This window comes from Streptomyces sp. NPDC059696 (assembly GCF_042733745.1).
GTDB lineage: Bacteria > Actinomycetota > Actinomycetes > Streptomycetales > Streptomycetaceae > Streptomyces.
The window spans coordinates 1-18885 of record NZ_JBHWFG010000004.1 but is presented as its reverse complement, the minus strand read 5'-3'; the positions used below and the strand labels follow the sequence as shown (position 1 = coordinate 18885).

Annotated in this window: 17 protein-coding genes and 1 pseudogene; 11 read left to right on the top strand and 7 right to left on the bottom strand. The window is 74.1% G+C overall.

Annotated elements, in window-relative coordinates; translation table 11 throughout:
• Nucleotides 1–17 precede the first annotated feature (17 nt).
• Nucleotides 18–470 carry a YbhB/YbcL family Raf kinase inhibitor-like protein gene (locus ACFV20_RS05360; RefSeq protein WP_385652584.1) on the bottom strand — a complete coding sequence of 151 codons (453 nt, stop codon included), beginning with the start codon at nt 468–470 and terminating at the stop codon, nt 18–20.
• Between the two features lie 106 nt (nt 471–576).
• On the opposite strand from ACFV20_RS05360, the gene ACFV20_RS05355 reads away from it, so the two are divergent.
• Nucleotides 577–1596, top strand: coding sequence for a sigma-70 family RNA polymerase sigma factor (locus ACFV20_RS05355; protein ID WP_385652582.1), 1020 nt, complete (start codon nt 577–579; stop codon nt 1594–1596).
• Between the two features lie 262 nt (nt 1597–1858).
• Here ACFV20_RS05355 and ACFV20_RS05350 read toward each other — a convergent pair whose 3' ends face one another.
• Genes ACFV20_RS05350 through ACFV20_RS05335 form a run of 4 tightly spaced genes read right to left on the bottom strand, consistent with a single transcriptional unit; the run spans nt 1859 to nt 5111 of the window.
• Entirely contained in the window at nt 1859–2965 is a 1107-nt protein-coding gene (locus ACFV20_RS05350; protein WP_385652581.1) for a CapA family protein, read from the bottom strand.
• Nucleotides 2966–2998: 33 nt separating this feature from the next.
• On the bottom strand, nt 2999–3454 hold the full coding sequence (locus ACFV20_RS05345; RefSeq protein ID WP_385652579.1) for an archease: 456 nt from the start codon (nt 3452–3454) through the stop codon (nt 2999–3001).
• 47 nt (nt 3455–3501) lie between these two features.
• Nucleotides 3502–4113, bottom strand: a complete 612-nt coding sequence (locus ACFV20_RS05340) for a DJ-1/PfpI family protein (RefSeq protein WP_385652577.1) — start codon at nt 4111–4113, stop codon at nt 3502–3504.
• Nucleotides 4110–5111 (bottom strand): GlxA family transcriptional regulator, encoded by a 1002-nt coding sequence (locus tag ACFV20_RS05335; protein ID WP_385652576.1) that lies wholly within the window; start codon nt 5109–5111, stop codon nt 4110–4112. The genes ACFV20_RS05340 and ACFV20_RS05335 overlap by 4 nt, the downstream gene beginning before the upstream one ends.
• Nucleotides 5112–5255: 144 nt before the next feature.
• Here ACFV20_RS05335 and ACFV20_RS05330 point away from each other — a divergent pair, with 144 nt between their 5' ends.
• Both ACFV20_RS05330 and ACFV20_RS05325 read left to right on the top strand, forming a co-directional pair.
• Nucleotides 5256–5930 (top strand): dienelactone hydrolase family protein, encoded by a 675-nt coding sequence (locus tag ACFV20_RS05330; protein ID WP_385653177.1) that lies wholly within the window; start codon nt 5256–5258, stop codon nt 5928–5930.
• On the top strand, nt 5917–6561 hold the full coding sequence (locus ACFV20_RS05325) for a phosphoribosyltransferase (protein ID WP_385652575.1): 645 nt from the start codon (nt 5917–5919) through the stop codon (nt 6559–6561). The genes ACFV20_RS05330 and ACFV20_RS05325 overlap by 14 nt, the downstream gene beginning before the upstream one ends.
• 233 nt (nt 6562–6794) lie before the next feature.
• Here ACFV20_RS05325 and ACFV20_RS05320 read toward each other — a convergent pair whose 3' ends face one another.
• The gene (locus ACFV20_RS05320) at nt 6795–7985 is read right to left on the bottom strand and encodes a CaiB/BaiF CoA transferase family protein (protein WP_385652573.1); all 1191 of its coding nucleotides are present in this window, start codon (nt 7983–7985) and stop codon (nt 6795–6797) included.
• 322 nt (nt 7986–8307) lie between these two features.
• Between ACFV20_RS05320 and ACFV20_RS05315 the strand changes: the two genes are divergently transcribed.
• The 4 genes and pseudogenes from ACFV20_RS05315 to ACFV20_RS05300 all read left to right on the top strand — a co-directional run.
• Nucleotides 8308–10827, top strand: a complete 2520-nt coding sequence (locus tag ACFV20_RS05315) for a SpoIIE family protein phosphatase (protein WP_385652571.1) — start codon at nt 8308–8310, stop codon at nt 10825–10827.
• 159 nt (nt 10828–10986) lie between these two features.
• Nucleotides 10987–12657: a serine/threonine-protein kinase gene (locus ACFV20_RS05310; RefSeq protein WP_385652568.1), complete on the top strand. Its 1671-nt coding sequence runs from the start codon at nt 10987–10989 to the stop codon at nt 12655–12657.
• Nucleotides 12654–13352, top strand: coding sequence for a hypothetical protein (locus tag ACFV20_RS05305; protein WP_385652565.1), 699 nt, complete (start codon nt 12654–12656; stop codon nt 13350–13352). Before ACFV20_RS05310 ends, ACFV20_RS05305 begins: the two co-directional genes overlap by 4 nt.
• A 50-nt stretch (nt 13353–13402) precedes the next feature.
• Nucleotides 13403–14161, top strand: a pseudogene (locus tag ACFV20_RS05300) (LysR substrate-binding domain-containing protein); the annotation flags it as partial.
• A gap of 163 nt (nt 14162–14324) precedes the next feature.
• Here ACFV20_RS05300 and ACFV20_RS05295 read toward each other — a convergent pair.
• Nucleotides 14325–14903 carry a TetR/AcrR family transcriptional regulator gene (locus tag ACFV20_RS05295; protein WP_385652562.1) on the bottom strand — a complete coding sequence of 193 codons (579 nt, stop codon included), beginning with the start codon at nt 14901–14903 and terminating at the stop codon, nt 14325–14327.
• A 242-nt stretch (nt 14904–15145) separates the two neighbouring features.
• On the opposite strand from ACFV20_RS05295, the gene ACFV20_RS05290 reads away from it, so the two are divergent.
• The 4 genes from ACFV20_RS05290 to ACFV20_RS05275 form a co-directional block, all read left to right on the top strand.
• Nucleotides 15146–15691, top strand: a complete 546-nt coding sequence (locus tag ACFV20_RS05290; protein WP_385652560.1) for a (2Fe-2S)-binding protein — start codon at nt 15146–15148, stop codon at nt 15689–15691.
• A complete protein-coding gene (locus tag ACFV20_RS05285; protein ID WP_385652558.1) occupies nt 15688–16680 on the top strand; it encodes an FAD binding domain-containing protein in 993 nt (330 codons plus the stop codon). Before ACFV20_RS05290 ends, ACFV20_RS05285 begins: the two co-directional genes overlap by 4 nt.
• Nucleotides 16677–18791 carry a xanthine dehydrogenase family protein molybdopterin-binding subunit gene (locus tag ACFV20_RS05280; RefSeq protein WP_385652556.1) on the top strand — a complete coding sequence of 705 codons (2115 nt, stop codon included), beginning with the start codon at nt 16677–16679 and terminating at the stop codon, nt 18789–18791. Before ACFV20_RS05285 ends, ACFV20_RS05280 begins: the two co-directional genes overlap by 4 nt.
• Nucleotides 18784–18885 (top strand): XdhC family protein (locus ACFV20_RS05275; protein ID WP_385653175.1); only part of this gene is annotated, 102 nt, incomplete at its 3' end. The genes ACFV20_RS05280 and ACFV20_RS05275, both read left to right, overlap by 8 nt.

The following is an 18885-nucleotide window of genomic DNA, read 5'->3' as shown; positions in this document are numbered from 1 at the left end:
GACAGGGGAGTGGCGGCTCAGCGCTGGTACAGCCCCACCAGCGTCCCGTCCGCGATGCGGCGCTTGTCGACCTCCTCGTGCACCTGCTCGGCACGCGGCGCGTCGGGCAGGACACACGGTTCGGACAGGGCGTAGAGGGAGAAGACGTAGTGGTGGGCGTCGTCACCCGGCGGCGGATGCGGTCCGCCCCAGCCGTGCTGGCCGTAGCCGTTGACGAGTTCCGTGCCGCCGGGTGGGCTCTGCCCGGCCTCGACGCCGTCGCTGTGCGGGTCGATGCCGACCACCACCCAGTGCGCGAAGGTGCCCGACGGGGCGTCGGGGTCCTCGCACAGCAGGACCAGTTCGGTCGCGTCGTCCGGTACACCGCTCCAGGACAGCGGCGGAGAGATGTTGGGTCCCTCGTACGCGTACCGGCGCGCGATGAAGGAGTGATCGTTGAACGCGTTGCTGCTCAGTTCGATGCCGGTCATGTGCCCGGGGTACCCCCGGCGGCTCCGGGGCACACGGTTCGGCACCGATCCCCCGGGTACCCGTCGGGACGGGCCGGACCAAGGCGGGGGAGAGAGGAACCCGACGATGTCTCCCCTGGCAGAAGACCCCGCGACGGACGCCCGGGATGACCGTCGCGCCCCCGCCCGCACCGCTCGCCTGCGCAGCCGCATCCCCGAGCCCGACGAGGAGCCCGACCTCCTCGGCCAGTACCTCGCGCAAATCTCCGCGACGGCGCTGCTCACCGCGGAGGACGAGGTGTGGCTGGCCCGCCGGATGGAGAGCGGCGTGGGCGCGCTGGAGGAACTCGGCCGGGCCGAGGCCGGGGAGCACCACCTCGCGGCGGGCCGGCGCCGGGAACTGGAGGAAGCAGTCCGCGACGGGCAGGCCGCCAAGGACCACATGGTCCGGGCGAACCTGCGGCTCGTGGTGTCGATGGCCAAACGGCACGCCCACCGCGGTCTGCCCCTGCTGGACGTCATCCAGGAGGGCAACCTGGGGCTGATCCGGGCCGTGGAGAAGTTCGACCACACCAAGGGCTTCAAGTTCTCCACGTACGCGACCTGGTGGATCCGCCAGGCCATCGAACGCGGCCTGGCCGCGCACGCGCGGTCCGTCCGGCTGCCGATGCACGTCGTGGAGCAGCTGCAGAAGATCGCCAAGGTCGAGCGGCGCCTCCGGCTCGAACTGGGGCGTGAGCCGACCGTCGAGGAGGTGGCCCGCGAGAGCGGCCTCGCCGAGGACCGGATCGGCTGGCTGCGCCACGTCGGACGGGACGCGGTCAGCCTGGACACGCCGGTCGACGAGAAGGGCGAGACGGTCGTCGGTGACCTCATCGCCGACACCGAGGTGCTCCAGGCCCCCGAGGTGGCCGAGTTCCGGGCGCTCGCCGAGGAGCTCCGCGAGGCCGTGGGCACGCTGGCCCCCCGCGAGGCCATGATCCTCAGCCTGCGGTACGGACTGCACGACGGTCACACCCGCACGCTGAACGAGGTCGCCGAGCGCGTCGGTCTGACCCGGGAGCGGGTGCGCCAGCTCGAGAAGGAGTCGCTCGCGAGGCTGCGGGAGCCGGAGAGCCGCGAACGGCTCGTGGCGTGGGCGGGCTGACCTCCCGCAGGCCCCGCGGTACCGCACCTGACACGGCCGGCGCCGCACCCGACGCGGCGGCCACTGCCGCACCTGTCGCGGCCGGCGCCGCACCCGACGCGGCCACTGCCCCTGGCCACTCCTCACGCGGTCACTGCCCACGGCCACGTCTCACGCGGTCACTGCCCACGGCCACGCCTCACACGGCTACTGCCCACGGCCACGCCTCACACGGCTACTGCCCACGGCCACGCCTCACACGGCTACTGCCCACGGCCACGCCTCAAGCTGTCGGCACCGCGACGACCAGCGAACCGTCGGCCGACCGCCGCCGTACCGTCACCCCACCGCTGATCCGGTTCAGCGCGGCGCACAGCCAGGCACGGTCCGCCTCCGACGCGGGCTCCAGCCGCATCCGCCGGACCCGGAACGGCACCATGCGCAGCCCCGCGAGACGCCCGCTGTCCGCCTCGACCGACACGAGGAAGGCCACCCGCAGGTCGTCGCGGTACTCCTCGTAGCCGGAGATGCCCTCGTAGTCGTCGACGAAGTCGCCGCATCCGTAGAGGACCAGTCTGCCCCGGTACACCTCCATTGGGCGGGGGTGGTGCGAGGAGTGCCCGTGGACGACGTCGGCTCCACCGTCGATCAGCGCGTGCGCGAAGCGGACCTGCTCCCGGGGTACGCGATATCCCCAGTTCGAGCCCCAGTGCACGGACACCACCGTCAGGTCACCGGCCCCGCCCAGCCGCCGCACCACGGCTTCGGCCGCGGCCGGCGAGAGATCGGGCAGATACGCGACGCCCGGCCGGTCCGCCGTCGCCGCCCAGCCGGACGGGACACCGCTGGAGTGCGCTCCGAGGGCGAACACCCGCAGCCGCCGGCCGCCGGGCAGCGGGACGACCGCCGGCGCGTGCGCCCCCTCGGCGTCGCGGCCCGCGCCCGCCGTCCGCAGACCCGCCCGGGCCAGCACGTCCAGGGTCTCCAGCAGGCCCTCGTGGCCGAAGTCCAGGACGTGGTTGTTGGCGAGGACCGTCACGTCCGGCCGGACCACCGCGAGGGCCGGCAGGTTCCCCGGGTGCATCCGGTAGTGGATCTCCTTGGCGGGCGCGAAGGTGCTCGCGCGCGTCACCGACGTCTCCAGGTTCAGGATCCGCGCGTCCGGGGCGGCCTCGTCCAGCACACCGAGCGCCGCACCCCACGGCCACGACGCGGGCGCGGGGACGGGCACCGGGCCGTGGGCCGCCTCCGCCAGCCGGACGTAGGAGCGCGCGTCCGCCACGTACGCCTCCCGCAGTGCCGGGTCACCGGGGTGCGCGAGGATCTGGTCGACACCGCGCCCGAGCATCACGTCACCGCACAGGAACAGCGTCACGACACCGCCGCCCACCACTCCACGGTAGACGTGCCCCGGCCGCCGGGGTCAGGCCTCGACCCGCACCGCGCACGACCAGCCGTACGGATCGGGCCACATCCGCAGATCGTCCCAGTCCACCGCCGTCGGGACGGCGCCCGTGACCTCCACGTCCGCGAGTCCTGCGACCGCCAGCCGTACGTCCAGACCGCCGTCGGCCTCGTCCGCCTCCACGTCGACGGGCACGTGACCGTAGGCCTCCAGCCGGAAGAGCACCTCGTCCAGCAGCGCGGCGAGCAGATCGTCGTCGCAGGCCTCCGGCAGCCGCACCCGGTCCACCGCGGTGGGCCGCACCCGGGAGACGTCCGCGAAACACTCGACCACCGCCAGGACGGCCTCCGCCAGACAGTGCTCTCTGCACGCCGCCCACGCCTCGATCCGGATGTCGCCGGGATGCGGCACCGCCCGGTGCCCCCACTCGCCCGGCTGCCGCCCTTGCCCTCCGTCGCCCGTGTCACCACCCATGACCATCGCCTGCCCGAGGCTCGCCCACCCATGCGGCCCCGCCACCGTCACACCACTCGAACGGGCTCGTCCGCGAGGTACGGCGGCGCCGGCTCGTACTGGATCCAGCGCCGCACCGCCCGCGCGTGCTCCCGGCCGTGCAGCTGCCCGACCAGCCACAGCGCGCTGTCGATCCCGGCCGATACGCCCTGGCTGGTGACCAGGTGGCCGTCGACCACGTAGCGGGCGTCCCGGACCACGGTCACGTCCCCCCGCGCCTCCAAGGTGTCCTCCTGGCTCCAGTGCGTGGCGACCCGGCGGCCCCGGGCAGGCCCGGCGGCATGCAGCAGAAACGTGCCGGTGCACACGGCGTGCACCCAGGCGGCCCGCTCCGCGGTCTTCGCCATCCAGTCGGTGACCACCGGGTTGTGCAGCTGTGTCTCCCGCGCGCCCAGGCCACCGGGTACGTGCAGTACGTCCAGCGGCGGATGGTCGTCGAAGGTGTGGTCGGGCAGCACACGCAGGCCCTTGTTACAGCGCACCGGTCCCGGCCGCTCACTCACGAGCACGGCCGAGTCGGCCTCCTTCCGAAGGTGCGCGGAGACCGTGAAGACCTCCCAGGGCCCCACGAAGTCGAGTTCCTCGGCGTCCTCGAAGACCAGCAGGCCATAGGTCGTCATGCGGTACGTCCTTCCTCTGCTGTGGCGTCTGCCAGTGATCCCAGGAGCCCCGTGGTGGAGCGGAACCTGGCGCGGTAGTCCGACGGTGTGACACCGAGCCGGCGGTGGAACGTGCGGCGCAGGGTCTCGGCGGTGACGAAGCCGCAGCGGCGGGCGATGGCCTCGACCGGTTCGTCCCCGTCCGTGAGCGCCCGCCGGGCCGCCTCGACGCGTACGCGTTCCACGTACGCCGCCGGGGGCAAGCCCAGTTCGGCGGTGAAGCGGCGTTGCAGGTGACGCGGACTCAGCCCGGCGTGCGCCGCCAGGCCGGCGATGTCGTGCCGGGCACCCGGATCGGCGTGGATCGCGGTGACGGCGGCCCGCACCGGGTCGGTAGCCGGCTGCCGGGACCACAGCGCCACACTGAACTGCGATTGACCGCCCGGACGGCGCAGGAACAGCACCAGCCGACGGGCCACCTCGTGTGCGGTGTCTCTGCCCAGGTCGTCCTCCACCAGGGCGAGCGCCAGATCCATCCCGGCTGTGACGCCTGCCGACGTCCATATCCGCCCGTCGCGGACGAAGATCGGGTCGCGGTCCACCCGGACCTCGGGGTGCTCCCGGGCCACCTGCTCCGCGCGGGCCCAGTGCGTGGCGACCCGTCGCCCGTCCAGCAGCCCCGCGGCGGCCAGCAGCAGCACGCCGCTGCACACCGACGCCACCCGGCGGGCACCGGCCGCAGCGGCGGTGACCCAGGCGAGCAGCTCCGCGTCCTCGCGGGCCCGGTCGACGCCCTGACCGCCGACCACCACGAGGGTGTCCGTCCCGGCCGGATCGAGGTCGTGCACCCCGTGTGCGGCCTGCACGATCAAGCCGCCGGCCGACCGGACCGGCCCCGCCCGGGTCGCCACGACCTCGCAGGCGTACGCGCCCGCGCTGTGGAACACCTCGTGCGGTCCGGTGAGGTCGAGCGACTGGAAGCCGTCGAAGACGACGAAGACGATGCGGCGATCGGGCATGTGTCTCACGCTCCAGCGGCGCACGGTGCGGCGTCAACGACACGTATCCCACAGATCGCGCCACGGGACGTCCGGCCGGGCGTGGGTAGCACGGACAGCGGGGGAGAGAGGAGGCTGGAGACGGGGGGTGAGAGGAGACTGATGATGATCTCCCGGACGGTCACCCTGCCCGTCGGCGGTGACGGCATCACCGGCGACCTGATGCTGCCGCCGGACGCCCGTGCGGTCGTGCTCTTCGCGCACGGCAGCGGCAGCTCCCGGCACAGCCCCCGCAACCGTGAGGTCGCCGCCGGTCTGCGTGCCGCCCGGCTCGGCACCCTGCTGATCGACCTGCTCACCGAGGACGAGGAACGCCGCGACGCCGTCACCGCCGAACTCCGTTTCGACATTCCCCTGCTGGGCCGCCGGCTGGTGGCCGCCCTCGACTGGCTGGGCCAGGACCGGGACACCTCGGGCCTGCCCGTCGTCCTGTTCGGCGCCAGCACCGGCGCGGGCGCGGCCCTCGTCGCCGCCGCGCAACGTCCCGGCCCGGTACGGGGGGTCGTCTCGCGCGGCGGACGGCCCGACCTGGCGGGCGACGCCCTCGACGCCGTCCGGGTCCCGGTCCTGCTGATCGTGGGCGGCCGGGACACGCACGTACTGCGGCTCAACGAGGAGGCGGCCCGGCGGCTGCCCGGCCCGCACTCTCTCCACGTGGTGCCCGGCGCCACTCACCTGTTCGAGGAACCCGGCGCACTGGACGAGGTCACCGACACCGCCCGGCAGTGGTGCGACGAGCAGTTGACCCGAAGCGGAGGTGACCGACATGCGGTTCCGTGATCGCCGGCAGGCCGGTGAGGAACTGGCCGCCACACTGCGCACCCGACGGCGTGCCGGGGACCTGCCCGACCCCTTCGTGCTCGCCCTGCCCCGAGGCGGGGTCGCCGTGGCGCGCGAGGTCGCCGCCGCCCTGGACGCCCCGCTCGACGTGCTCGTCGTACGGAAGATCGGGGCACCTCACCAGGAGGAACTCGGCGTCGGCGCGATGGCGGGGGACGAGGTGCCGCTCCTCGACGCGGACGCCCTGCGCCACCTCGGCATCGACGAGGCCGACCTCGCCCCCGTCATCGAGCGGGAACGTGCCGAACTGCGGCGCCGCGAGCGGCTGTACCGGCAGGGCCGACCGGCCCCCGACCTGCGGGGACGGACCGTGATCGTCGTCGACGACGGCCTGGCGACCGGCTCCACCGCCCGCGCCGCGGTGCGCCACGTGCGCCGTCAGGCACCCGCGCGGGTGCTGCTGGCCGCGCCCGTCTGCTCCCCGGAAGGAGCCGACGCGCTGCGCGCCGAGGCCGACGAGGTGATCTGCCTGCACCGGCCGACCGCGTTCATGGCCGTGGGCCTGTGGTACGAGAACTTCGGCCAGCTGACGGACCAGGACGTCCTGGAGGCGCTGCACGTGCAGCTTTGACCCTGTGTTCACCTGACAGGAGTGGCGGAAACAAGCCACCACCGCGGACGCGACGGGAGATCATGTCGCCGAGCCCGCCGAGCCCGCCGAGCCCGCCGAGCCCGCCGAGCCCGCCGAGCCCGCCGAGCCCGCCGAGCCCGCCGAGCCCGCCGAGCCCGGAGAGTCTCGGCGAGTCCCGCCGAGTGCCGCTCTGTTCCGCCGAGTCCCGGCGGGCGTGCGCGGAGGGGCGGCGCTCAGACGACTCCCTCCGCGCGCAAGGCCGCCACCTCCTCCTCGGTGCGGCCCAGTTCGGCGAGGATCGCCCCGGTGTGCTCGCCCACCGAAGGTACGGGGTCCATGCGCGCGGGCAGACCGGCCAGGTCGGCGGGCGGGAGCAGCGCCTCCACGGTGGCCCCCGGCACCTCGACCTCGCTCCAGCGGCCCCGCGCGGCGAGCACGGGGTGGTCCAGGAAGGCGGCCACGTCGTTGACCCCGGCGCACGCGATGCCGATGCGGTCCAGGTCCTTGAGGATCTCGTCGGAGCCGGAGCGGGCGAAACGCTCGGCGACGAGAACGTTGAGCTCCTCGCGGTGGGCGACGCGGTCGGACCCGGTGGCGAAACGCGGGTCGTCGGCCAGCTCCGGCCGGCCGAGGAACTCGGCGCACAGCGCCACCCATTCCCGCTCGTTCTGGATGGAGAACAGCACCTCCTTGCCGTCGGCGGCCGCGTACGTACCGTACGGCGCGATGGTGGCGTGCTGGGTGCCGAGCCGCGGGGGCTGGGTGCCGCCGTGGCGGGTGTAGTAGGCGGGCTGGCCCATCCACTCCGCGAGCGCCTCGAACAGGGACACTTCCACCGGGTGGGCCTCGCCGGTGGTGGCCCGTGTGTACAGGGCAGTGAGGATGCCGCTGTAGGCGTACATCCCGGCGGCGATGTCGGCCACGGAGATCCCGGTCCGGGCGGTCCCCTCGGGGGTCCCGGTCAGCGAAACCAGCCCGGTCTGGCACTGCACGAGCAGGTCGTAGGCCTTGCGGTCGGACCAGGGGCCGGTCGTGCCGTAGCCGGAGATCGTGCACGGGATGAGGTTCGGCCGGCGGCTGGTGACCGCGGCGGCGTCGAGACCGAGCCGGGCGGCGGCGCCCGGGGCGAGGTTCTGCACGAAGACGTCGGCGCCGTCGAGGAGGTCGTGCAGGATCTCGTGGCCGCGGGGGTCCTTCAGGTCGAGGGTGAGGGACTCCTTGGAGCGGTTGAGCCAGACGAAATAGCTGGAGTGCCCGTGCACGGTCGTGTCGTACCGGCGGGCGAAGTCGCCCTCGCCCGGCCGCTCCACCTTGATCACCCTGGCCCCGAGGTCGGCGAGCTGCCGGGTGGCGTAGGGCGCGGCCACCGCCTGCTCCAGACTGACCACCGTCACCCCGGCCAGGGGGTACCGCTGCACACTCATGCCTCAAGCTCCCGAATCGCGTACGGAGGGCGCCCGGACAGTCTGCCGCAGCGCGGCGGCGAGAAGGCGGCCCGCCGACGCGATCCGGATCACGCCGATGGGCGGTTTCACCGGCGGCGGACGCCGCTGACCAGTGGTTTTCGCCCACGCGTGATTCCACCGGCGCACCGCGAGGCCGCCGTGCGGCAGGGCCGGCGTCCGGCAGTCACCGGCGGCGGCTCAGCCGTCTGGCACGGCTCGTCGACCACCCGGGCTATACCCTTTCCTATTACTTAGGCTGATTGATACGGTTTGACCGTCATCCGACAGGGATGAGATTGCGGTGACGAGGGAGCAGCGGGCGCCCGGGCTGCCCGGCGCGCACGGCACAGCGCGCACCGACGTGCTGCCGTTCCGTCCGCACGTTCTCACCACCGCCCGGCGCGTGGCCGGGGGCGCGGCCCTGGCGGCCGGCCTGCTGGGCCTCGTGAGCCTCATCGGATGGATCTCCGGGGCCGATGCCCTGAAGGAAGTCCTGCCCGGCGTCTCGGTGGCCATGAAGGCCAACACCGCCGTCGCCGTCGTCGCCCTCGGCCTGTCCCTGTTCGTGATCGTCCGGGCCCGGCCACGGGCGGCGGCGCTCGTCCTGTCCCGTGCGGCGGCGGTCCTGGTCGCCGTGATCGGCGCGCTCACCTTCGCCGAGTACGCGACCGGGGGAAGCATCGGGATCGACGAACTCCTCTTCCACGACGACACCGCCTACCAGGGCACGGGCCCACCGGGACGCATGGCGCCCAACTCGACCGCGGCACTGATGGCCGCGGGGGCGGGATCCCTGTGCGCCGGAGTGAAGCGCGTCCCCGCCTGGGTGAGCCAGATCCTGGGCCTGACCGTCGGAGCTCTCGGCATGCTGAGGCTGTACGGGGCCGCCTACCGGGTGCCGGAACTGGAGCAGTTCGGCCCGTACTCGGGCATGGCCCTGCACACGGCTGCGGCGCTGGTGCTGATGGGGACGGCGCTTCTCCTGGCCCGTCCGGGAGAGGGCCCCGCAGGACTGCTGCTGAACGCGGGCACGACCGGTGCGCTGGGCCGATGGCTGTTCGTCACCGTGGTGACCGTGCCGCCGCTGCTGGGGTGGGCCGTGCTGAAGGGCGAGGACGAGGGGGTGTTCGGGCCACGGCTGGGCACCGCGCTGCTCGTCTGCGGCCTCGTCGCCGTGTTCACCGCGGTGATCTTCACCACGCTGACCGTGGGCCGTCGGGTCGAGGTGGCGCACAGCCGTCTGGAGTGGCAGGTACGCCAGAACGAACTGCTGCAGGCCTTCATGGACCACACGCCCGCAGTGGTCTTCATCAAGGATCTGGAAGGCCGCTTCCTCGCCGTCAACACGACGTTCGAGCGCAGTCTGAACCTGCCCCGGCACCGGGTCCTGGGCCGCCGGGACGAAGACGTCATGCCGTCCGACCTGGCACGGCAAGCGCGAGCCGCCGACCTGGCGATGCTGGCGGAGGGCAGGCCCGTGCAGCGGGAGGAACAGCTCGTCCTGCCGGGCGGTCCGCGCGAGTTCCTCTCCACCCTCTTCCCGCTCAAGGACGCCTCCGGCACGCCCTACGCCCTGTGCGGCGTCGTCACCGACATCACCGAGCGGGTCGCGGCCCAGCGCGAGGTCGAACGGTCGCACCAGCGGTTCGTCGCGCTACTGGAGTCTGCCCCCGACGCCATCCTGATCCTGGACGGCGACGGCACCGTCGTCATGGCCAACCCGCAGGTCAAGCGCTTGTTCGGGCGGGAGCCGGGCGACCTCGTCGGCACCGGGGTGACCGGACTGGTGCCCGCCGCCCGGCGCCGACGGCACGGCGCCCTGCTGAAGGCGTATCTCGGCCTGCGCGACCCGAGGCCGACGGTCCTGGACGCCGACCTGTTCGGGCTGCGCGAGGACGGCTCCGAGTTCCCCGTCGAGGTGAGCGTCAGCAGCCTGCGGGACGAGCAGGAGACCCTGGTGCTCCTGACCGTCCGGGACATCACCGAGCGCAGACGCCTGGAGGCCGAACGCGCCGAGCGCTACGAGCAGCAGCGCCGCATCGCCTACACCCTGCAGCACAGCCTGATGGGGGAGCCGCCGCGGCTGGCGCACCTGCCGTGCGCCTACCGCTACCTGGCGTCCGTCCAGGACCCCGGCGTCGGCGGGGACTGGTTCGACGTGATCCCGCTCGACGAGCGCCGTACCGGCGTCCTCATCGGCGACGTGATGGGCCGGGGCCTGGAGGCCGCGGCCGTCATGGGGCAGTTGCGCGCGGCGTCCCACGCCCTGGCCCGCACGGGGGCCACGCCCAGCCGCCTGATGGAGGCCCTCGACACGTTCGTCGGCGACTTGGGGGACCAGCTCGTCACCTGCGTCTACCTGGTCCTGGACCAGGGCAGGCACGAGGTCACCCTGTGCTCGGCGGGGCACCTGCCCGTCCTCGCCCTGCCGCCCGACGGGCCGGCCCGCAGACTGAAGACACCGGTCGGCGTGCCGCTGGGTGTCAACGGCGTCGCGGCCGCGGTGCCGTTCGAGGAAGCGACGTGGCCGCTGCGGCCGGGCAGTGCCGTCGTGCTCTACACCGACGGGCTGGTCGAGAGACCCGGCACCGACATCGAGGCCCAGATCGACTTCCTGGCCCGCACCGTCGACGTCGCGCTGAGCGGCGCTCCCGTCGACGACCCGGGCGCCCTCGACCAGGCGGCGGACCACCTGCTCAAGACCCTCATCGCCGACACGGACACCTTCGACGACGACGTGACGCTGCTCCTGCTCGGCGTGCCCGGCCGGGCAGCGGACCGGCCAGGACCGCAGCGGGCGGACCGGCCCGGTCCGGGGTAGGCGTTCCGGCTCGCTGCCCTCGGTGGTACGGCCCGGCCCTTTTGTCACGGTCCGGGTACGCCTCGCGCAGCGTCCTGGCCATGCAACCGAAGTGGCCGAAAGATGTGTCTCCGAGCGTGTGACCGGCCGCTGGGGAGCGGCCGACCCGGGGGGTGGGACATGAACGCATGGGCGGTGCCCGGATACACCGAGTCGCTCGAACTCGGCTCGGGGGCCAGCGGCCGGGTCGTCCTCGCCGTGCACGAGGAGACCGGCGTGCCGGTCGCCGTGAAGTACCTGAGCGAATCCCTGCGCACCCGGCCGGGGTTCGTCCACGACTTCCGCGCCGAGGCCCGGCTGCTCGGCGGGCTGGAGAGCCCCCATGTCACCGGGCTGTACGAGTACGTGGAGAGCCCGGACGGCGCCGCCATCGTGATGGAGCTGGTCGACGGCGTCCCCCTGCGCACGCTGCTCAGGCGGGAGGGCCCCCTGGGCCCCGAGGCCGCGCTCGTCGTCCTCAAGGGATCTCTGCTCGGCCTGGCCGACGCGCACCGGCTCGGCGTCGTCCACCGTGACTTCAAGCCGGAGAACGTCCTGGTCGTCCCCGAGGGGTCCTCCAAGCTCGTCGACTTCGGCATCGCGGTGGACGCGGGCACCAGCGCCGGCGTGGCGGGGACCCCCTCCTACATGGCCCCCGAGCAGTGGACCGGCGCACCCGCCTCGCCCGCCGCCGACGTGTACGCCGCCACGGCCACCTTCTTCGAGTGCCTGACGGGCCACAAGCCGTACGCGGGGGACAACCTCGCGGAACTCGCACTGCGGCACCTCGACGCGCCCGTTCCCGCGGAGGAGGTCCCCGAGGCGGTGCGGGAGCTGGTGCGGCGCGGTCTGGCCAAGGATCCGGCACAACGGCCCGCGCAGGCCGAGGTGTTCGTCACCGAGCTGGAGACCGTCGCCGGCACCGCCTACGGCCCCGACTGGGAGGAACGCGGCCGGGGCAGGCTCGCCGCGCTGGTGGCCCTGCTGCCGCTGCTCCTGCCGTCGGCCCGCACGGCCCCCCGCAGCACCACGGACACCGCTCGCACGGTGCTCAGCCGGACGCCGGGCCCCGGCCGGGCGCACCCGTGGCTGCCCGGCCGCGCCGGACTGCTCGTGTCCGCCGCGGCCGTGCTCCTCGGCGCCCTCCTGACGTACGGGCCGCCGTTCGACCCCGGCACCGCGGCGCAGCGGGCATCGCAGGCCCTGGCCACCACGGGTGCCGGATCCGGTGCGGAGCCGGCGGCCTCCGGCACACCCGCGGCGGGCGCCCCGCAGGCCACCCCGACCGCCTCGGACAGCGGGTCGCCGTCCCCCTCGCCTTCGGGCCCGGACCCCGCGGCCACCGGCACCGCTGCGCCCCCGGCCTCCGCCACCCCGCCCGTCGGCTCCGGCGACCCGGGTGGTGCGGTGACGACCACTCCCACGGCGACGGCCACCGTGGCGCCGCCGACGGCTACGACCACCGCCCCGGCGACGCCCACCGGACCCGCGGTCAAGGACGTCACCGTGTCCGGCTTCCGGCAGACGGGCCCTACGACCGCCACGGCGACTCTCGGCGTCACCACGGACGGCACCGGCCCCGTCACCATCACCGTCTCCTGGTCCGCCGGGGACACGGCGGGGCAGCCCGGCACCGCGGACGGCGCGCCGCAGACCTTCGAGCGCAGCGGCGCCACCCAGTACACGCTCAGCGTCGACCACACCTTCCAGAACCCCGGCTGCTACTGGACGGTGCAGGCCGGCACGACCCCGGCCGCCGCCGACGGCGGCGCCTCCCAGCAGATCCTGACCCGGCGGTGCGACCTGCGATGACCGCACACGACGACGAGCGCGGACCCGGCGCCGACGCGGAGTACAGCGCGACGGTGCTCGCCAGCCACTGGATCCAGCGGCCCGAAGCGGACGAGACTCTCGTGCAGCAGCGGGAGGGGGCGACGCTCCCCGACCGTGCAGCGGACGAGACCCTCGTGCAGCAGCCGGGGGCGAGGGCGGCGACGCTCCCCGACCGGGTCGAAGGGACCGTGCTGCGTTTCGGGCCGGGTGTGACCGCCGCAGCCCGCCGGCGCACCCACCGGACGCCCCCCGCCGCCCCGCCGCCGACCCCGGCACCCGGGCCCCGGCGGCTGCGCCGGCACGCCCTGCCGGCGCTGGTGCTGGTCTGCGTCCTCGCGTTCCTCGCCTGGCAGCGCCTCGGGCCGCCGCTGGAGGTGAGCACGGTGACGGTCACGGCCCGGCCCACGTCCCTGGGCTGCGACGCGACCGCGGACCTCGTCGCCCTCGTCACCACCAACGGCCGCCCGGGCACGCTGTCCTACCGCTGGGTCCGCAGCGACGGCACCGCTTCGGGTGTCCTCAAGGAGGTACTGGCCCGGGGCCGGACACAGACCCGTCTCCACCTGCGCTGGACCTTCGAGGGCCCCGGCCACCGCACCGCACGGGCCGAACTGCGCATCCTCTCGGGCACCCCGCGCACGGCCACCGCCGCCTTCACCTACGACTGCCCCTGACGACCCGCAGCCGCCTTCGCCCACGACCGTCCCCGGCGCACCGGTGCGCCGAGCCGCAGGGGCGCGGGGTGCGTCTGACCGCGGCCGCCGAGAGTCTGCTCGCGCACGCCGACGCCATCCAGGCCCGGTGGGACCAGGCCGAGCTGGATCTGCGGGCCGATCACGGGGCGCCTTCCGGGGTGCTGAGGGTGACCGGTTTCCCGGTGGCCGTCTCGGTGCTGCCGGCGCCGATGACGGCCCGGCTGCGCGAGCTGCACCCACGACTGTCCGTCCGGATCACCGAGGCGGGTGTGCCGGAGAGCTTCGACCTGCTCTTCGAGGGCGAGACCGACCTGGCCGTCGTCGAAGTGACCCCGTACAACCCTCCGTTGAGCGACACACGGTTCGTCCAGCAGCCGCTGCTCGACGATCCGTTCGACCTCGTCGTACCGGACGGGCACCGGCTGGCGGGGCGGGCCAGGATCGATCTCGCCGAGGCCGCGCGGGAGGCGTGGATCGCGCCCGTGCAGGACAGCCCCTGCCGTCCGCACGTCCTGTCCGCCTGCGGCGCGGCCGGATTCACCCCCGAGGTGGTCCATCACGCCCTCGACTGGAACGTCTGCGCCCACCTCGTGGCCCATGGCCTGGGCGTCGCCCTCGTGCCGCGACTGGCCCAGCTGTCCCCGCAGTTGCCGATCACCCGGGTCCGCTGCACCGGCAACCCGCACCGCAAGTTCCTGACCTGCACCAGGAGCGGCGGCCACGCCCGGCCGGCGGTGACGGCGGCACTGGAGGAACTGCGGACCCTCGCGGCCACGGCGGTCGCCTGACGGGGAGAAAGGCCGGCTCGTCCGCAGGAGCCGACCGCCCGGCCTGCGCGTTCCCTCCCGGACCGACCGACCGACTGACCGCCCGGCCTGGCACCCGGGTGCGTTCCCTCCCCGGGGCCGACCGACCGGCCTGGCGCCCGAGCCGCGCGGGTGTCCGCGCGGCTCACCCCCGGGGCGCCCCCACGCGCAGCCCGTCCATGACGAAGTCCAGCAGGCGGGTGGCGCGCGGCTGCCAGTCGGTGCCGGGGTCGATCGTCCAGAGGCCGCCGATGACGAGGAAGAGGTCGTCCGCGGTGACCCCCGGGCGGATGGTGCCGGCCTTCTCCGCGGCGCGGAGCAGCAGTTCGGCTGCCTCGGTCACCGGGGCGTGCCCCGGCTTCGCCGGCTGCCCCGGGGCGCTGGTGGCCTGGCGGATCGCATCGGCGAGGCCCGCCTTGGCCATGGCGAACCGCGCGAGCCGGTCCATCCACTCGCGCAGGGCCCGGTCGGGCTCCCGGCTCTCCAGCAGCGGCGCCGCGGTGTCGGCGACCTGCTGCATCTCGTGCCGGTAGATCTCCAGGACGAGGGCCTCGCGGGTGGGGAAGTGGCGGTAGAAGGTGCCCTGACCGACGCCCGCCTTCCTGGCGATCGTGCTCAGCGGGACGTCCGCCGCCCGCGTCAGTTCCTCCAGGCCCACCGCCAGGATGCGCTCGCGGTTGCGCTGCGCGTCCGAGCGCAGGGGTGCGTCCTTGTTCTGCCGCACTCGTACTCCTCGCGGTCCGCGGCCGAAACCGGACCTTGCTAACCGGACAGTTGTCCGTTACGTTTCCCGGGTAGTGGACAACTGTCCGCTTGTTCCATCGTATCGGCGGGCCATCCGTGCGGACACCCCGCGTCCGGCGCGCTGCGCGCAGGCACGCCCCGCATCCCGCACGGCCGCGTACCGGCATCAGCGCCGGGCGGCGACACCGCCTCAGACCTCGCGATGTGAGAGAGAAGGCTCCCATGCCCCCATCGACGTCCAGCGACCTCACCCTGTCCGTCAATGGCGAGAAACACACGCTGACCGTCGACCACCGCACCACCCTGCTCGACGCCCTCCGCGAGCGCCTGGACCTGACCGGGACCAAGAAGGGCTGCGACCAGGGGCAGTGCGGCGCCTGCACCGTCCTCGTCGACGGCCGCCGCAAGGTGGCCTGTCTGCAGCTGGCGGTCGCGGCCGAAGGACGCGAGATCACCACCATCGAGGGCGTGGCCGACGGCGAGCGACTGCACCCGGTGCAGCAGGCGTTCCTCGACCTCGACGGCTTCCAGTGCGGCTACTGCACCCCGGGCCAGATCTGCTCGGCCATCGCCGTGATCGAGGAGCACGCGGCCGGCTGGCCGAGCGCGGTCACCGGTGACGTCCGGCCCGAAGCGGGCCCCCCGCCGCTGACCCCGGAGGAGATCCGGGAACGCATGAGCGGCAACCTGTGCCGCTGCGGCGCGTACGTGTCGATCGTCCAGGCCGTGGCCCGGGCCGCCCAGGAGACGAACGGAGCTGTGGCATGAGGGAGTTCGGCTACCAGCGGGCGTACGACGTCTCCGGCGCCGTGGCACTGCTCGACGGCGACGGGGAAGCCCGGTTCCTCGGCGGCGGCACCAACCTCGTCGACCTCATGAAGACCGGCGTCGAACGGCCCGCCCGGCTCGTCGACGTCACCGAACTGCCCCTGAACACCATCGAAGAGGCGGAGGACGGCGGGCTGCGCATCGGCGCGACCGTCACCAACAGCGACCTGGCCGCCCACCCCGAGGTCAGAGGCCGCTACCCGGCCCTGGCACAGGCGGTGCTGGCCGGCGCCTCCGGGCAGCTGCGCAACATGGCCACCGTCGGCGGCAACCTGCTCCAGCGCACCCGCTGCGGCTACTTCACCGACGTCACCTCCCCCTGCAACAAACGCGCTCCCGGCAGCGGCTGCCCCGCGATCGAGGGCGAGCACCACAATCACGCCGTCCTGGGCGCCTCGGATCACTGCGTGGCCACCCATCCGTCCGACATGGGCGTGGCCCTGGCCGCCTTCGACGCGCGCGTCACCTACGAAACGGCGGACGGACCGGGGGAGTTGCCGCTCACCGACCTGTACCTGCCGGTGGGGGAGACCCCGCACCTGGAGACGGCCCTGCCGCCGGGTGCCCTCATCACCGGCGTCACCCTCCCGGCCACCGCCACAGCGGCCAACTCCCGCTACCGCAAGGTGCGTGAGCGGGCCTCGTACGCCTTCGCCATCGGCTCCGTCGCCGCCGCGCTCGACGTACGGGACGGCCACGTCCACGACGTGCGCCTGGCGTTCGGCGCGGTCGCCTCCCGCCCGTGGCGCGCCCGCACGGCCGAACACGTCCTGACCGGCGCCCCGGCCGACGCCGGGACCTTCGCGGCCGCCGCCGACGCCGAACTGGCGGCCGCCCGGCCCCTGCCCCACAACGGATACAAGGTGACCCTGATGCGCAACCTCGTCGTGGCCGTGCTGAGCGAACTCGCCGAGGAGGCCGCCCGATGACCACCGCCACCAAGGGCAGCCACGGCACCGCGCACACCCGCGTGGAGGGCCGCGACAAGGTCACCGGCGCGGCCCGCTACGCCGGCGAGATCCCCTTCGCGGACCTCGCCCACGGCTGGCTGGTGCTGTCGACCGTGGCCCGCGGCCGCGTCCGCGCCCTGGACACCGAGGCCGTGCTCTCCCTGCCCGGAGTCCTCACCGTCCTCCACCACGGCAACGCCCCGCGGGTCGAAACCGGCTTCACCGGCATGATGGGCGTCCCGCCGGACCCGAGCACCGGCCTCTTCCAGCACGACCGGGTGCCCCACATGGGCTGGCCGGTGGCCCTGGTCGTCGCCGAGACGTCCGAACAGGCCCGGGAGGCCGCGGAGTCCCTCGTCGTGCACTACGAGCAGGAGCCGCACGACGTCGCGTTCTCCGCGCTGCGCGACTCCGAGGCGTACCCGCTCGACGGGCACGCTCCGGCCGTGGTGGAGAAGGGCGATCTGGAGGCTCAACTGGCGGCCTCCGCCGTCGTGGTGGACGCCGAGTACACCACCCCCGAGGAACACCACAACCCCATGGAGCCGCACGCCGCGGCCGCCAGATGGGACGGCGGCCGGCTGGAGGTCGTCGACTCCAACCAGGGCACCGGCTGGGTCGCCGACGAGCTCGCGAAGCTCTTCTCCCTCGACCCGGCCTCCGTGCGCGTCCGCTCCGAGCACGTCGGCGGCGGCTTCGGCAGCAAGGGCACCCGGGCGCACCAGGTGGCCGCCGTGATGGCCGCGACCGTGCTGCAGCGCCCCGTCCGGGTCGTCCTCACCCGCCGGCAGATGTTCTCCCTCGCAGGCCACCGCAGCCCCACCGCCCAGCGGGTCAGGCTCGGCGCCGACGCGAACGGGCGGCTGCGCGCCCTGGAACACCGGTCGCTGAACCAGACCTCGACCGTGCACGACTTCGTCGAGCCCAGCGCGGCCGCGAGCCGCTCGATGTACGCAGCCGACGCCCACCACACCACCAACCGGCTCGTGAAGCTCGACGTCCCCACCCCGACCTGGATGCGCGCCCCGGGAGAGGCGCCGGGCTCGTTCGCCCTGGAGTCGGCGCTCGACGAACTCGCCGAGCGGTGCGGCGTCGACCCCCTCGAACTGCGGATCCGCAACGAGCCCGAGGTCGGCCCGGTCTCCGGACTGCCGTTCGGCGGGCGCAACCTGATCGCCTGCTTCCGAGAGGGCGCCAAGAGGTTCGGCTGGGCCGGCCGGGACCCGCGCCCCGGGCTGCGCCGGGAAGGCCGCTGGCTGCTCGGCACGGGCACCGCCGCCGCCTCCTTCCCCGCCATGGCCATGCCGTCCACGGCGTCCGTGACCGCGCAGGCGGACGGCACCTTCACGGTGCGGATCAACGCGGCGGACATCGGCACCGGCGCCAGGACCGCGCTCACCCTGGTCGCCGCGGACGCCCTGGAGGTGCCCGCGGACCGGGTCCGGGTGCGCATCGGGGACAGCGACCTCGGCCCCGCGATGATCGCCGGCGGCTCGGCGGGCACCCGCTCCTGGGGCTGGGCGGTCATGGAGGCGGCCGGGGAACTGCGCCGCAGCCTCGCGCCCGGCGCCGACATCCCGCCGGACGGCGTCACCGTACGGTCGGACACGACCGGGGCCGTCGGCACCCTCGCCCAGAAGGAGCGGCACTCCTTCGGCGCGCAGTTCGCCGAGGTCGCCGTCGACCCCGCCACCGGGGAGGTCCGCGTACGCAGAATGCTGGGCGTCTTCGCGGCCGGCCGGATCGTGAACCCGCTCACCGCCCGCAACCAGCTCGTCGGCGGCATGGCCTGGGGCATCTCCATGGCCCTGCACGAGGAAGCGGTCCGGGACCGCGCGAGCGGCGGCCTGTACGGCGCCGACCTCGCCGGCTACCACGTCGCCGCGCACGCCGACGTACCGCACATCGAGGCCGACTGGGTCGACGACCACGACCCGGACGACCCGGTGGGCATCAAGGGCATCGGTGAGGTCGGCATCGTGGGCGCGGCCGCGGCGGTCGCCAACGCGGTGTGGCACGCCACCGGGGTACGCCACCGGAACCTCCCGATCCGGCCCGACCGGGTGCTGCTGGCGGGCGCCGATGCTTGATCTCGCGGGCCCCCTGAACGCATGGATCGAGGAGGGCCGGGACTTCGCCGTCGCCACGGTGGTCGCCGTCGGCGGCAGCGCCCCGCGCCCGGTC

Coding starts and splice junctions, on each gene's coding strand:
- ACFV20_RS05360 (WP_385652584.1), bottom strand. CDS start 470: ATGACCGGCATCGAACTGAGCAGCAACGCGTTCAACGATCACTCCTTC.
- ACFV20_RS05355 (WP_385652582.1), top strand. CDS start 577: ATGTCTCCCCTGGCAGAAGACCCCGCGACGGACGCCCGGGATGACCGT.
- ACFV20_RS05345 (WP_385652579.1), bottom strand. CDS start 3,454: ATGGGTGGTGACACGGGCGACGGAGGGCAAGGGCGGCAGCCGGGCGAG.
- ACFV20_RS05340 (WP_385652577.1), bottom strand. CDS start 4,113: ATGACGACCTATGGCCTGCTGGTCTTCGAGGACGCCGAGGAACTCGAC.
- ACFV20_RS05335 (WP_385652576.1), bottom strand. CDS start 5,111: ATGCCCGATCGCCGCATCGTCTTCGTCGTCTTCGACGGCTTCCAGTCG.
- ACFV20_RS05330 (WP_385653177.1), top strand. CDS start 5,256: ATGATCTCCCGGACGGTCACCCTGCCCGTCGGCGGTGACGGCATCACC.
- ACFV20_RS05325 (WP_385652575.1), top strand. CDS start 5,917: ATGCGGTTCCGTGATCGCCGGCAGGCCGGTGAGGAACTGGCCGCCACA.
- ACFV20_RS05320 (WP_385652573.1), bottom strand. CDS start 7,985: ATGAGTGTGCAGCGGTACCCCCTGGCCGGGGTGACGGTGGTCAGTCTG.
- ACFV20_RS05310 (WP_385652568.1), top strand. CDS start 10,987: ATGAACGCATGGGCGGTGCCCGGATACACCGAGTCGCTCGAACTCGGC.
- ACFV20_RS05305 (WP_385652565.1), top strand. CDS start 12,654: ATGACCGCACACGACGACGAGCGCGGACCCGGCGCCGACGCGGAGTAC.
- ACFV20_RS05290 (WP_385652560.1), top strand. CDS start 15,146: ATGCCCCCATCGACGTCCAGCGACCTCACCCTGTCCGTCAATGGCGAG.
- ACFV20_RS05285 (WP_385652558.1), top strand. CDS start 15,688: ATGAGGGAGTTCGGCTACCAGCGGGCGTACGACGTCTCCGGCGCCGTG.
- ACFV20_RS05280 (WP_385652556.1), top strand. CDS start 16,677: ATGACCACCGCCACCAAGGGCAGCCACGGCACCGCGCACACCCGCGTG.